Raw genomic sequence first — 14,214 nt, forward strand, 5'->3', positions numbered from 1 at the left:
TTGATTAAATCTCATCCCAACTACCAAAGTCTACGTTCCTACGGCACTATCGCCGCCTGATTCTGTCCGATGTATTGTTATAGGTAAAGTCGCAATTAAATAACGAATAATTTTGGCAGCAATCTGAGGTTTCGTTTGATATGTATCTTCTGACTTTAATTTCTCCTTTGGTTTGTAGACCTCAAATGTCAATGGAAATGGGCTCTTCCGAGCTTTTGGTGATCCAGTGATGCCGTGAGGAACTGATGATTCTTGGACGCTGCCTATGAAGCTAGGATAAAGCGTTTGCTGAGTAATTCTAATCCAGCTCGTCCATACATTTGCCGCTTCAACATCTTCAATCGATTATTCAACCCTTCCACAGGACCATTACTTACATTTGACATCATGCTTGCCTTGACAGCAGCATAGTCATTAAAAAGACCTTCTGCAAACGTTTGAAAGGGCTTGAATGAACTTTTCAGCGCTTTCATTAACCAAGCTTCAAACGCCTCACCCTGTTGCTGACGCAGTAGTCGTAAAAACTCATCTGCTAGCTCAACGGCAATTGCTATGTCTGGGTGCTGTGTTACTAGCCGCCTCAACACTTCGGTGTCTTCGCGCTCTCGATTCTCCTCCCGCTTCACAATCAAATAGCTGGCTCGACGGGCAGTCAAAGGCGGAGACTGTGTATCGATTACTTTCACCGAACTTTGAGTAGAATGCCCTTGTTTGGCAGGCAGACCCTAAGAGGAACGCAATTGACCAATATAGCGAGTTAGAGTCCGCTCACTGCCATTGTATCCCTGCTGTTGCAGCAAGATCAGCAGCAGTTTCGGCTGCCGGATGCCCCCATTCCACCACTCTAGGAGAAGCTGTTTGTAAGGGTCAAGAACACTCCTACCAAACGATTTGCGTCGCGGCAATGTCGCTGGCAAGTTTGGTAGTGCCAGATAACGTTGTACAGTCCGAACACTGACTCCGACTTCTTGGGCGATAGCGATATGAGACCACTGTTGCTGGTGCAGTCTCTTGACCTGCTGCTGTTGTTCAATCCGTTGTTCATAAGTAGCCTGGGTCTGAGCTTGAGCCTTTGCTGTTGCAGTTGGCTTCGCCCTCACGGTTGCCGCTTCAGATGCAGTGGCAAGTGAGCGCTGCTGTTGTTCAATGACTTTGAGATCGGCGCTGTAGCCGATGAGCACTTTTTCCAAAGTTTCAGCTAAGTTTTGCACCAGATGAAATCGGTCAGCCACTTGCATGGCATTGGGTGCGCCTTGGCTCATTCCACTTCGATAGACTTTAGAACGATCTCGCGACAGGACTTCCACCCCAGGATGGTGCACTAACCACTCTGTCAATATTTCGGCTTTGCGATCTGCTAGTAGAGCTATCGGTTGATGCTGTTCGAAATCGACCAGGATGGTGCCGTATTGCCGCCCTTTACGAAAAGCAAAGTCATCAACACCCAGAAGTTTCGGCACCTTGAATTGCGGTAAGGGTAACTTTTTCAGGTGGTTCAACAGGGTACTACCACAAGCCCGATAGCCGAGTTGGTGAACCAGGCGAGTCCCTGCGGCACCACTATCAGGCTAAACCAATGGCCTGTAAGCGCTGAACCAATCGAACGGTCTTTCTTGCCCAAGGCGCGGCGACTCCTGAGAGTCGCTCCGTGAAAATGCGACGGGTACAGGCTGAATTAACGCAAAAGAATTTACGCACTTGTAATTGGAGGGACATGCTGTATTGTGCCAACACCAAATCCTGCAAAGTTCGCTCGTAACGGCTATGAACATGACGGCTTAAACTCGTGCATACCGGACATCGTGCAATGGTTTGTGTAGAAGAAACTGTCACACGCAAGTGAGTGTTAGCTGTATTCAAGTTCCAGCTTTCTAATCGAATCTGTTGGGTATCTGGCAGGAAATGTTGAAGGAATTCCACGACTTCTTAACTATACTGAAAAGGGGAATATCTCGATCGTGGCGTAAGATCACCAAAAGCTCGGAAGAGCCGAAATTCCCTGACGCTTGAAGGTGGCGATGGTAGCAAAGCCTTCGGGAATGTCAGCACTGACTTGACCGAGAGCTAGCAGGGTTCCTAAACCCAGAGAAATCGTAGAACCAGTGCCGATTAGTAAGCCATCGCTAAATAGATCTACGGCAACACCGAAGAAGATAGCCCAAGCTGCTGTGTTACCTTGAGCTTTTCCCAAACGGCTTTGTACTAAATGAATTGCTCGGTCTAAAGCAACAAAGGAAGCACCACCAGCGAAAAAGCACAGAATGACGACCCAAGGAGGATTAGCTTGAAGGATCTGGGGCATCAATTCTACTCCTACCACTGCTAGCACAATGCCACCCGCTCCATGCAATGCCAGACTCAACAGACGTGTCGAAACGCGATAATATTCTGCAATCAACCCGCCAATAAAGTTGCCAATTGCGGGTAAGGCGGACAAAGCTAGGGCGATGAGATACTCTTCCACAGGGCAAGCTCCCAACACTAGATAATCAACATCAGCCCGATGAGCTACTTGCTCCAATAAATCCCAACAATTGAAGCAAGTAGATAACTGCAAATACAGCGAAGAAAAGTCCAGCTAGTACCGTTCCTCCCAAGATAAACTTGGATGGTTGCAGTTCTTTTGGTAACATCCGATGATTTAGGTAAAGCGTGAGTCCGGTGACAATTGGGATGTGTGCCGCTTCAATTGCGCCTGCGGTTTGCAGCAAGCCAACAGGTTGACCGAAAAACAGATAAACGGCGATCGGTAAGGCTACTAGCAGCACGATAATGTAGAAACGCTGCAAGAACTTTTCCTGAGTCCAGCGCCCCCGTACCCCGAAGCCTTGCAAAAGAATCTGCGTGCCATCGGCAAACATCCGTCCAAAACCATCTTCAACAGAAAGGACGGTGCTACAGAAGGTAATAAAAACGATCGCGATCATGAACCAGAAGCCAAAAGGTCCCCAAATATCGCCTAATAACCGTCCCAGAGTCTCTGCAACCTGATTCTCTCTCGGTACGAGTCCCTGCGGGCGCAGCAATTCACCGCCGAGAATTAGAAAAGATAACGCCGCCAACAGCGCACCCACTACGGCTAAGGTATTAGAGATCAGCGTTAGACCCATCCAGCCTTGCAGCTTTTTTTTCTCTTCTCGATTCAGTTGTTTGGGATTTATCCTCTGTCTGCCCTCAACGCTAGCCGCACCGTAACCTCTGGCTTCTACCCAGTAGGAGTACCACATTAACCCAGCTGCCCCTGCTAGCATAAACCCCAGCCAAGGCAGTATTTCTTCATACTGTACGTTTTGCGGGATTTGCGGTACTATGCCATTGGCTAATTGGCGAAAGCTAGGAAAAACAAAAATCGCCGCCGTGACCACCGCGATCGTGCGAGCAATACCGACATAAGAAGAAATCTTTTCGACGACGTTGTATTGCCCGAACAAAACAATCGCTGCCGTGACAGCGATGATAATTACCGTCCATAGTTGGTTTGTTCCCCCAGTCACTAAAACTAGTGCTGTAGCAGCGGCTCCTGAAAGTCCAGCAACAGTAGAGACTGCGACTACAGCTTGCGGCAGTAAAATCAGCCAGATCGACCAGTTTTTCGGACCAGGCAGTTGCTTAAAACCTTCGAGAATTGTTGCCCCCGTACAGACTGTAAACCGCCCTACCTCACCGTTAATAAACCATTTCAGGATGACGGCAGCAAGTAGCGCCCACAGCAGAGAGTAACCGTAAAGAGCGGCAATTCTCGGCGTGAACAGCAATTCCCCCGAACCAGCCGCAGAAAGCATCCACAAAAAGCTGGGACCCAGCCATTTGAAGCGATCGCCTCCTTTGGGTGGCTGCGGTACTTGCACGGCATTGCCCTCCTCCCAGTCGCTAGCAGTCTGCTGGGTTGAAGAATCGCGCTCGTTCCTACTGCTCATCTTCGTGCTACCTCATTGGATTTCATTATTAGTGGATTAATGGCTTGGCATCGTTAAACCAGTCAGAAGGCACTCAGTTTCAACTGGGAATGACTAGTTGTAACAATAAGCAGTAATCGTGGAAAACTAGGGGAGAAGTCTACGATTTGTGTCGTTGACGCTTACCAAAAGCCTTGGCAATTTGTCCGATAACCAAAGGCACAAAACTCATGCCAATAATTAACAGCCAGCCATTAATTTCAGGGTCAGCCGTTCTAAGTGCAGCGGACAGGAAAGGTACGTAAACGGCAATCAGCAGCAATCCCGTGCAAAGGACAAGCGCCTCCCAGACATAAGGATTTTGGCTAATCTCATTGCGGAATAAACCAGAATTGCGATCGCGCATATTAAAAACGTGCCAAAGCCGCGTAAAACCTAAAGTCATAAATGAAACCGTGACGGCTTGACGTTGTGTTATCCCCAGCCAGGTCAGGGCAATAATAAAAGCAGCCCCTAATGTGACGGCAATGACTAAACCGTAACCCGCGATCGCCAACCAGTGACGGCGAGTTAGGATCGGCTCTTTTGCCCGCCGAGGCGGACGCTGCATCAGGGCAGATCCCCCCTCTCCGACACCGAGCGCCAGTGCGGGAAAGGCATCGTTCACCACATTGATATATAAAATCTGAAGCGGCAGCAGTGGTAAGGGTGCGTTCAACAGCGAGGCGACAGTAACGGCAATAATCTCGCCCACGTTGCCGGAAAGCAGATAAATAGTAAACTTACGGATGTTGTTAAAAATCGCTCGTCCTTGTTCGACCGCCGCCACAATGGACGAAAAGGCATCATCTTGAAGCACCATATCAGCCGCATCTTTAGCAACTTGCGTTCCCCGTTGTCCCATTGCCACGCCAATATCAGCCTTTCTCAAGGCAGGGGCATCGTTTACGCCATCACCCGTCATGGCTACAACTGCCCGATCGCGTTGATGCAGGGTAACGAGATTCAGCTTTTGCTCTGGACTAACTCTAGCGAGAATTGAGGCTTGTACGATGCGGCGGCGTTCTTGGGGCGATAATTCATCGGGGCTTTTGAGGTCATTGCCTTGAACCACATCCGCCTCTGCGTCATCAGTCAAACCGACAGCGATCGCAATATTGCGTGCGGTCACGAATTGGTCGCCAGTCACCATCACCACCCGAATCCCCGCTGCTTGACATTCTTTAATAGCCGGACGCACATCTGTACGTGGTGGGTCGAGCAAACCGACAACGCCTAAAAAAGTCAAATCTTCGTAGGGTTTAACATCCTCAGTTGCAACAGTTTTTTGCGCCAGGGCGAGAATTCTCAAACCTTGCGCTGCCAAGCGATCGCCCCGTGCTTGCCATTGCTGTCGGTCGCCCTCGCTCATCTGTTTTTCGTCTGAGTCCGTCAGGATGTGGGTACAAGCCTGGAGGACAGCTTCGGGTGCGCCTTTGACAGCAAATCGATACTGACCGTCCAATTCGTGAATAGTTGCCATCATTTTCAAGTCTGGATCGAATGCCTCTTCCCGCACTTCTGGCATTCGTTCGAGTAACTGCTGGCGCTGAAGTCCGGCTTTCGCCCCCGCGACTAAAAGCGCCACTTCCATCGGATCGCCAACGACTCGACTCTCATTCGATCCTTCCGGTTGCAAGGCAGCATTGTTGCACAGCACCCCAACTTCTAGTGCTGCTTGGCAAACTCGATCTTCCAAAGGATTTATCGTTTGGCGATCGCGTTTGAATTCGCCTTTAGGTTCTAAACCTTCCCCAGTAATTTCAATCTCGCCAGATAGCACCAGTCTGCTAACTGTCATCTGATTTTCAGTCAGCGTCCCAGTTTTATCGGTATAGATGACGCTAGTTGCTCCTAAAGTTTCCACGGCGGAGAGCTGATTAATCAGGGCATGACGCTTTGCCATCCGCCACATCCCCCGCGCTAAAGCAACCGTAGCAACAATTGGTAACCCCTCTGGAACCGCTCCCACAGCTAGGGCGATCGCGGTTTCCACCATCACGAATACGTCTCTACCGACCGCAATACCAGAGATTGCAACTACGACGACGATCGCGATCGTTACCCAGACCAACCACCGTCCCAATTCGTCTAGCCGCTTTTCCAAGGGTGTCTTTTCTGCTTGTTGTCTCGCTCGCTGAGTCAACTCAGAAATGTGTCCCAACTCTGTCTTCATCCCAGTTGCTACTACTACCCCTGACCCAGAGCCGCGAGTCAGAGCAGTTCCCTTGTAAAGCATATTGTGCCGCTCTGCCAAAGAAACGTCTGAATCCAAAGGTTTCAGGGTTTTGCCAACCGGAACCGATTCCCCCGTAAGCGATGACTCGTTGACTTGTAGATTTGATGCTTCAATTAGGCGCAGATCGGCTGCGATCGCATCACCGCTTTCTAAGACGACAATATCTCCTGGTACTAGTTCTTCTGCCGGAATTTCTTGCACCTCTCCGCCGCGACGCACTTTGGTAGTAGTGCTGCTGAGTTTTTGCAGTGACTCCATCGAGCGGATGGCTTTGTACTCCGTAAAAAAACCGATCGCAGTATTAATTAAGATCGCAATTAGGACGGCAATTCCCTCAACCCACTGGCTAAAGGCAAATGATAGACCAGCGGCGACAGCTAATATAGCGATAATCAGACTTTTAAACTGCTCGACTAGGATTTGCCAAGCACTTCTGCCTTTTGCCTCCTGCAAGCGATTCTCACCATATTGCTCGCGTCGGCGTTCGACTTCTGATTCCGAGAGTCCTTGCTTGGGGGAGACATCTAACTCGTCAAGAATTTCTTCTGATCCACGAGTCCAAGGTCGATCGGGAAGCTTTGCCATGAATGCTGCTCCGCATTATCAAGTTTGCAAATGCATCAGACTTTCAAGCATTCCTCTAAATTAGCCGTTATTGTTTGTTTTCACGATTTATCAGAGGAAAGGATTCGATCGCTTGCTTTTTTGGCGACTTTTTCGACCAGCCAGTTGCACGCGCCTTGTGCCTGATGAAGGCAATTCTTTGCCTTCATCCACGCAGCTTGGAGGCGATCTCAGCAACACGATGTCCCAAGGCACGGGCTATGTCTAAATCCTCACTCTTGGGCTGAAGTTCGCCTTTCCCTCCCGCGATGGTAGTTGCACCGTAGGGTGTGCCGCCTCGTGCTTCTGTATGGATCATCTCCGGTAGCGAATACGGTACGCCGACAATTAACATTCCTAGATGTAATAAGGGAACCATCATCGTCAGCAGCGTTGTTTCCTGACCTCCATGAGTGGAGGCGGTTGAGGTAAACAAGCCTGCTGGTTTGCCTTCCATCTCACCGTTTAGCCATAAGCTAGAGGTAGAATCGATTAGTTGTTTCATTTGTGCCGTCATATTGCCGTAGCGCGTCGGAGAGCCAAAAATGACTCCATCTGCCGATCGCAGATCGTCAACGGTACAAATAGGAATGTCCTGCTGTTGCTCTCGTACTTGACGAGCCGCTTCGTTTTGGTCGATGATTTGATCGACCGCTTCAAATTCCTGAACGCGACGTAGCATCACTTCAGCTCCAGGGATTTTGCTGGCTCCTTTGGCAACAGCTTGCGCCAGTTTTAAGGTATGACCGTACATTGAGTAGTAAACAACCAAAATTTTCATCATTCCTCCAAAATCGATCGCTTCAATTTTTCTGTCTAGTTATTGGGTCAGGTTATCTAAAGGTAGAGATTGCACTAAACTCAAAGTTAAAGGTGGTTGACTAATAAACCGAGCATAATCAGCACTCAGATAGGGACGGTACTGCTGAGAAGTAGCAATGTAAGTTTCAAAAAAAGCCACGCTCCAAGCTCCCAGATAGCCACGAGCCAAGGCGGGATCTGGACCGATGACTGATTCGGGAATGGGTAAAGGTTCGCTACCTGGATCGGATTTATCGGCAGCAGAAAAGTGGGTTCCACCTGCGAGTAAGAGAAGATATTTATTCCGAGCAGTCAGCCATGTAAAGGGTAAAATTTGTTCTGGTAAAGCAGGTGCAACTTTATCCTCGCTGCTACTAGCGATCGTCACCGGAATTTTTATTTGACTCAACCCAGCTTTACCAAAAAGGGAGCTACCAATCGGATTAATCGCGATCGCCGCCTTAATTCTTTTATCCCGTAAATTATACTCAGTGCGCGGTAATTCTAGAGTCCGACACTGAAGTAGTAGAGACAAATTAAAAGTCTCGCCCAAATTCTGACACTCTTGTTGCAGTTGGTCGAAATTCAACCTAGCACCCGCTAAAGCCAATGCTGTATAACCGCCGTAGGAATGCCCGACAACTCCGACTTGTTGTAAATTCAGAGCAAAAGATGAATCGGCGCGATTCAGCTGTGCTAAAACATCGAGCAAATACGAAACATCCAGAGGACGATTGATAAACTCTCTTGGAGGTGTGACGGCAGTAGCACGACCATTTAGCAGCGATCGCAGTTGTTCGGCATTGCTATTGGGATGTTCGGGAACGGCAACGGCAAAACCATAACTAGCTAACTGCTGGGCGAGATATCTAAAAGTATTGCGGTCTGAACCTAACCCGTGGGAGATGACAATGATTGGAATTCGGAATTCGGAATTCGGAATTCGGAATTGTCTCCCTTGTCTTCCTTCTGCCTCCTGCCTTCTGCCTCCTGCCTTCTGCGGTAAATAAAAATCGGCAATAAAGGCGCGATCGCGGCTGCTGTCGTAAAGCTCTAAGGTGCGTTTCGTCCAAGTAAAACTTCCTCTTTGGCGCAAGTCTGGCAACTGGGAGAAATTGGCTGGCTGTTGGTTAATGGCAGCGGCAGCCGATTGTCTTTGTACCAGAGCGATCGCTTCGTTTGTGCGATTGATGACAGCTTGTAATTCTTCGACAATCTCTAAACTTTGCCCTAGATTGACTCGAATTCCATTTGTGGGAAACTGACGCAAGACATCGAGTAGGGTGAAGCCTTGGCGATTTTCTGCTGCGGCTAAGATGAGCGCCGAGCGAATGGCGTAAAATCCAGGTTCTCTAGCTTCAGTCCGAATCAGTTGTCCCAATCGTTGTAATAAGGTTTCGCCAATTGAAGAGTAAAGAAATTGAGAAATTGCCACTGGACTGAGATCCACTGGTGCAGTCAGTATGTCTCGTAGCCGCGCTAGTTGTGCGGGGGTGAGCCTGCGGGCGTAATCGATCAGTCCGCCTTCAATTTCACCCGTTTTGGCAAACTCTGCCAAGTTCTCGATCGCCACCGAACTTTCAAAAGCGCCGTAGGTCGCGTAAATGCGATCGGCTGCGACTGCGGTTTGAACTCCCGTAGCTGGAAATAACAATAACGAAAGTGCAATTCCCAAAGATTTATAGAGTTTTGAGCTGAGAAATTTTTGCAACACAGTTAAGACATAAACTAAAATCTGGTTTCGTACTCCACTAGCAGCCGACTCTCACCGCTCAAGTTGGTAGAGCCACGTACCAAAATTTGGTCGTTGAGGCGATAAATTAGGTTGTAACGCAAGGGATCGTCAGCAGCAAATACCCGCGAGAGGGAGACAGAGAAATCGTTGGTGATGGCAAACACTGCCTCTGCTGCTAAACCGAGAACAGAAACGTTTTCTGTTGGATCGGTCACGATTGTAGGAAACAGGCGTAATTCATCGATACCTAAAGCCTCGCCAATCTCGGTAATATTGTCTTGGAAGTTGGACAGTAGGGCAGATCCTGCAATTGTGGCAAGCCCTAGTGTAGGATCTCCTCTACCCAGGGTATTGATAAAGGAACCGCCTAAAAGCGCGACGATCTCTGCTTCGCTGCGATTCGGTTCGCTCGTCAGTTCTAGGTTATCCGCCAATTCACTCGCAGGTCCCTCTACTGCTGCTTGCACGCGCACGGTGCGGAAAGTGCCGAAGCTGGTAGCCCCAACGTCGCGGATCTCGCCAGAAAAAGGTGTAGTGGGAACCTGCCCAATACCACCAGTTGTCTCCGGTACGGTTGCTACCAAAGTCACGTCAAGGATGGGGTCTAGTCCTCCTTTGGGCGTGAAGCGTGCCGTCTGTTCTTCGCCCCGCGCTAAATTGAACTGGGTCGTAAATAAGTTGACTTGTCCCCCCGTCAGACGCACCACTCCTTGAGGACGAGGGTTGGTTAAAGTGCCATTAATCGCTAGGTCGCCTTCTGCCTCAAAGTTGAGTAGGGGTTGACGGACGATCCGCACATCATCGCCGAGAATCAATTGCAAATTGGTAAATTCAATCGGAGATTCCTCTGGGGTGTTGCGATTTTTCACTGTGCTACTTGTAGCTGTACTACCTGCGGGCGTACCTGCTGCGGGTGTAGGAGTATCTTCAGTTCCCCCCAAAGATACTTGACCGTTTGCCAAGCGAATTTTTCCGCCAAGATCGGGAGATAGGGCTGTTCCGGTAATCACGACATTACCGCTGACTCCGCCTTCATAGCGTCCTTCGATATCTACCTCTAGGTCGTTGAGCGATACCGTGAGGGGATTGGTTGCTGGCTGTGCCTGTTGGGTGGCAAAAATCGGCAGAGTTCCTTCAGCAGTAACTTTGCCTGAATTGTACTGCCCTGTAATATTGGGAACAAAGATGCGATCGCCATTAAACTCTACCGTCCCCGTGACGTTGCTCAGTGGTTCGGGTAAAGCCTCAGCTTTTAAAGTGGCATTCTTCACCACAGCTTCCCCCGTTATTAATGGCTGATCTAAAGTTCCCTGCACTTCGACATTGACTTGTCCTTGACCGTTTACCCAAGCAACTTGCTCGGTGAATAAATTCAATAATGCCAAACCTTTATCTTGGACGTTTGCTTGGATGCTGATTTGGTTACTATTGGGCTGAACGGAGGCAAACGGCAACGCTACGGGAATACTGCCTGTAATTTCAACTGGTTGAGTCCCTGTTATCAATACATCGCTGGCAAAACTCAACCGCGCATCATTATAGTCAAAGCTCAGCTGGGCTGTCTGAATCGGTTGTTGATTCAAGCTTGCTTCTACCAGCGATACCTCACCGATCGCCTGGGGGTTTTCTAAACTACCTGCTAGGGTGACGAGGGCATTCAACTGTCCGGTGACATCAAATGGTAATGCTTGTGGTAAGCGATCCAAAAAAGGCTGTAAGGTTGCCACGGGTACGCTGACGACTCGCAATTGTCCCGAAAGTTCCTCCCCTAGTTGTCCGGTAAATGCAATCAGTCCGTCACCGAGATCGAGCCGCAAGGGTAGCAGCGTCAAAACGCCATCTTCAAAAGTCCCTCTGGCAATTGCTTCATCGACTTTGTAAGTTCCCCATTGCCAATCCTGACCGAGTAGTTCAAAGTCAACATCAAACGATGGCTGTAAACCTGGAGGTAATGCCCCTGCTACGGCAATTTCGCCGCTAATTGTACCGTTCAAGGCGGAAAGTGGTGGCAATGTAGCTGAAGCTCTTTCTTGCTGTTGCTGTTGTGCCAGCAATGCTCTAATTTCCGAAAACAGTTGCAGTTGGGCGAGTAAGGATTTTTCTGGTATACCTACAGATACGGTTGGTAATGCCTCTGCTCCAGGGATATTTTCTGGTAATAACCCGCCTGCTAAGTCTTCAAAACCGAAAACGCTCAGTGCTTGCAAAACGTTTTCAATTCTGGCGCGATCGAAATCAATTTGAAATTGAAATTTGCGGTCTTGTCCCGCTTGGAAATCGCCACTAAGATCTATGCGACTATCGCCTAGACGCAATTCACCTGCTTTTAAGCTGAAATCGCCGCCTTCATAACGGATATTGGCTCTAAATGCATCGGCTGTGAATCTACCCGCTCTAGGTCGAGCGATCGCCACATCTCCAATTACGGTAGATTGGGTGATATTCTCGGCAAGATCGATCGCGAGATTGCCCGATACTTCCCCCCCGATCGCGCCAATTTGCTTGAGGCGATCGCCTGGAATCACGTTTCGCAGCACGGCTACGGGAAAGTCTTGCACGTTAACAACTAAGTTTTCGCCTTGGGTTGTACCTCTAGCTACTGCGGAGTTTCGCCGCACGAAAAATGAAACGGGGCGATTATTCTCATTCAAGGTAAAGGCAATTCTATCTTGTTTACCGCTAACATCTAGTTGAGTCTGCTGTCCGGCTCGATAATTTAATTTGCCAGTCAATACCGGATCGAAGGCTAAACCATTGACTCTCAAGTTTTGCAAACCCAGATTTCCAACTGCATTGGGAGCATCGGGAGTACCTGTAACTTTTCCGGTAAAATCTGCTTGTCCTGCTAGTTTCACGTTACCAGGAATATCCAAACCGAAGTCTTGCAAGTCGTAATCTCGCGCCCGCACGTCTAAGTTAAACCCAGCAATTTCTGGCGCTGCTTGTTCTGGTAAGCGCACGTCAACCGTTCCACTAGCATTCAGCCCTGGTGCAGTTGCTTTTTGAACGATAATTCGCTCGCCATTCCACCTAACTTGAGCTGTTAAGGGTTGCTCGATAACGGCTAAACCTTGAGAAAAGCCTACTTGTCCTTGGGCTTGAATCTCGGATAAATCGAACGAATTGCCTGTGACGCGCACTTTATTGGCACTGAATTCACCCCGCAACTGAGGCGAAAAGGATTTCAGTTGCACTCCAGAAGCATTCACAACCGCTTGAAAGGCGCGATCGCGATTGATTTGACCGTTTGCCGTTACCTTACCACCTGCAACCTGGAAAACAGCATCTCGAATCAGCGCATTTCCCTCGTTGGTAACGATGACTTGAGCCGTACCAGGATAGGTAGCTTCAGGTGCTTGCACTTGCGCTACAGTACGGATATTACCAGGGGAGCCAGAAATTTTTGCCGTCGCCGCCACATCACCTATTTGAATTGGGGGTGTAGCGTCGTAAAGCTTGGCTATGGCATTCCCTGGTACGTTTTGACCTTGAAAATTGAAGGCGACTTGGGGTTGAGTCCCTAGTTGAATTTGACCCTTGCCTGTAAACTTGCCCCCGACTGTGGGAGTTGCTTGAATATTGGCAAAGGTAATTTCTGGTGTTGCTCCTGCTGTTGTCAACTGAAAGCGACCGCTAATATCTTTAAATGGAATCCGATCGATCTGTGCCGTTTTAATCGTGCTGACGGTTCCGCTCAAAACGGGTTTGGCGATCGCACCTTGTAACTGAATATCTGCTCTGAGAGTTCCCTTTGTCGGAAACGGCGACTCAACATTCAGCGTGTTTAGCAGATTGTTTGCGCTAACTGCTTTCACCTGACCTGATAAGTTATAACCTTTAAGAGTATTGAGCGACCCGCCGATTTGAACTGGAATTTTGCCATAGCGGGTTGTCACGTTTTGCAAGGCGATCGTCCGATCCGGTTTAAATAAAAGTTTCCCTTGGGTATTCGTAAATAGATTCGGCACGTTTTCAATTTTGGCAGTGACGTTACTCAGGCTAGCCGTCCCTGCGATCGCAGGTTGTTGTCCTTCGGGTTGTAACTGCACTCTTAAGTCACCATCAACCCGACCTGCTTGTAGGTTAATGGGTAGATCGATTAACCGACTAATCTCGGTGGCGAGTAAATTCTCTGCCTCGATATTAAGAGTTGTCTGTTGTAATGCCGCAGGGCGAGTTTCTCCAGATAGTGCTAGTTTGCCCCCTGTTTTCGGTTGACCAGTTAACTCGAACTGAATTCGTTCATTTTGGTCTAGAAAGCGGGCGACTCCGCTCACATCGGCGTTAGCGAAGCGGCTCCTCTGGAGCATCGCTACTGCACCTTTAGGTCTATCTGGGGCTGGGTTTGGCACTAAGACAATATCGGCATCTCGTACCCGAATTGTCTCCAACTCAGTTTGAATGAAACCAGCACCGCCTTCGGGAGTTTTAATTTGAGTTGAAACCCACTGCCCATTTTTTGCCTGTTCGACGTAGACATCCGGTTGGACTAACGTAACGTTTAATTCTAATCTTCTATTAAACAGGAGTGGCAAAAGATCGAACTGGACTTCTACCGCTTCTGCTGTCAGCCGATCTGGATCGCTAGAAGTTGCTGGGAGTGCTGCCGAACTAAATCGCAAGCTATTGAGCGAAAACCTTTCCACTACCCCTATATCTACAGGTCTTCCAAGGAGCTGCTCTAAATTCCTTTCAACCAGCGGTACTAACCTTTGGTTGATAAAAACCCAACCCCACGATATGCCCCCTGCAATTGCTACGAGTAGAAATGCTCCGACAGCAATACTGCTGCGGCTGAATATCAACAGCCACAAACGCCGACGAGAATTTGCTTCTGGTGGGCGACGAGGGGAATGCGTCATCTTTATACCTGAATGGGACTGGATTGAAACGTGATGCTG

General features: G+C 48.9%; 10 protein-coding genes. All 10 read right to left on the reverse strand.

Features of this window, described 5'->3' with window-relative positions; translation table 11 throughout:
• Positions 1-30: 30 nt before the first annotated feature.
• Positions 31-192, reverse strand: coding sequence for a hypothetical protein (locus tag C7Y66_RS30980; RefSeq protein ID WP_158265891.1), 162 nt, complete (start codon positions 190-192; stop codon positions 31-33).
• Between the two features lie 71 nt (positions 193-263).
• Positions 264-686 (reverse strand): transposase, encoded by a 423-nt coding sequence (locus C7Y66_RS31685; protein ID WP_199197330.1) that lies wholly within the window; start codon positions 684-686, stop codon positions 264-266.
• 39 nt (positions 687-725) lie between these two features.
• The gene (locus tag C7Y66_RS31690; protein WP_233222598.1) at positions 726-1,460 is read right to left on the reverse strand and encodes a transposase; all 735 of its coding nucleotides are present in this window, start codon (positions 1,458-1,460) and stop codon (positions 726-728) included.
• A 103-nt stretch (positions 1,461-1,563) separates the two neighbouring features.
• Positions 1,564-1,920, reverse strand: coding sequence for a transposase family protein (locus C7Y66_RS31695; protein ID WP_199197332.1), 357 nt, complete (start codon positions 1,918-1,920; stop codon positions 1,564-1,566).
• Between the two features lie 49 nt (positions 1,921-1,969).
• Entirely contained in the window at positions 1,970-2,521 is a 552-nt protein-coding gene (locus C7Y66_RS09145) for a ZIP family metal transporter (protein WP_146149760.1), read from the reverse strand.
• Positions 2,496-3,917 (reverse strand): Nramp family divalent metal transporter, encoded by a 1,422-nt coding sequence (locus C7Y66_RS09150; RefSeq protein ID WP_106545329.1) that lies wholly within the window; start codon positions 3,915-3,917, stop codon positions 2,496-2,498. Before C7Y66_RS09150 ends, C7Y66_RS09145 begins: the two co-directional genes overlap by 26 nt.
• 139 nt (positions 3,918-4,056) lie before the next feature.
• The gene (locus C7Y66_RS32860; protein WP_106545330.1) at positions 4,057-6,759 is read right to left on the reverse strand and encodes a cation-transporting P-type ATPase; all 2,703 of its coding nucleotides are present in this window, start codon (positions 6,757-6,759) and stop codon (positions 4,057-4,059) included.
• Between the two features lie 184 nt (positions 6,760-6,943).
• Positions 6,944-7,561: an NAD(P)H:quinone oxidoreductase gene (gene wrbA, locus C7Y66_RS09160; protein WP_199197333.1), complete on the reverse strand. Its 618-nt coding sequence runs from the start codon at positions 7,559-7,561 to the stop codon at positions 6,944-6,946.
• 36 nt (positions 7,562-7,597) lie between these two features.
• Positions 7,598-9,292 (reverse strand): alpha/beta hydrolase, encoded by a 1,695-nt coding sequence (locus C7Y66_RS09165; protein ID WP_106545332.1) that lies wholly within the window; start codon positions 9,290-9,292, stop codon positions 7,598-7,600.
• A 14-nt stretch (positions 9,293-9,306) separates the two neighbouring features.
• A complete protein-coding gene (locus C7Y66_RS09170; RefSeq protein ID WP_106545333.1) occupies positions 9,307-14,175 on the reverse strand; it encodes a translocation/assembly module TamB domain-containing protein in 4,869 nt (1,622 codons plus the stop codon).
• Positions 14,176-14,214 lie beyond the last annotated feature (39 nt).

It is taken from the genome of Chroococcidiopsis sp. CCALA 051 (genome assembly GCF_003015105.1).
GTDB classification, from domain to species: Bacteria; Cyanobacteriota; Cyanobacteriia; order Cyanobacteriales; family Chroococcidiopsidaceae; genus Chroococcidiopsis; species Chroococcidiopsis thermalis.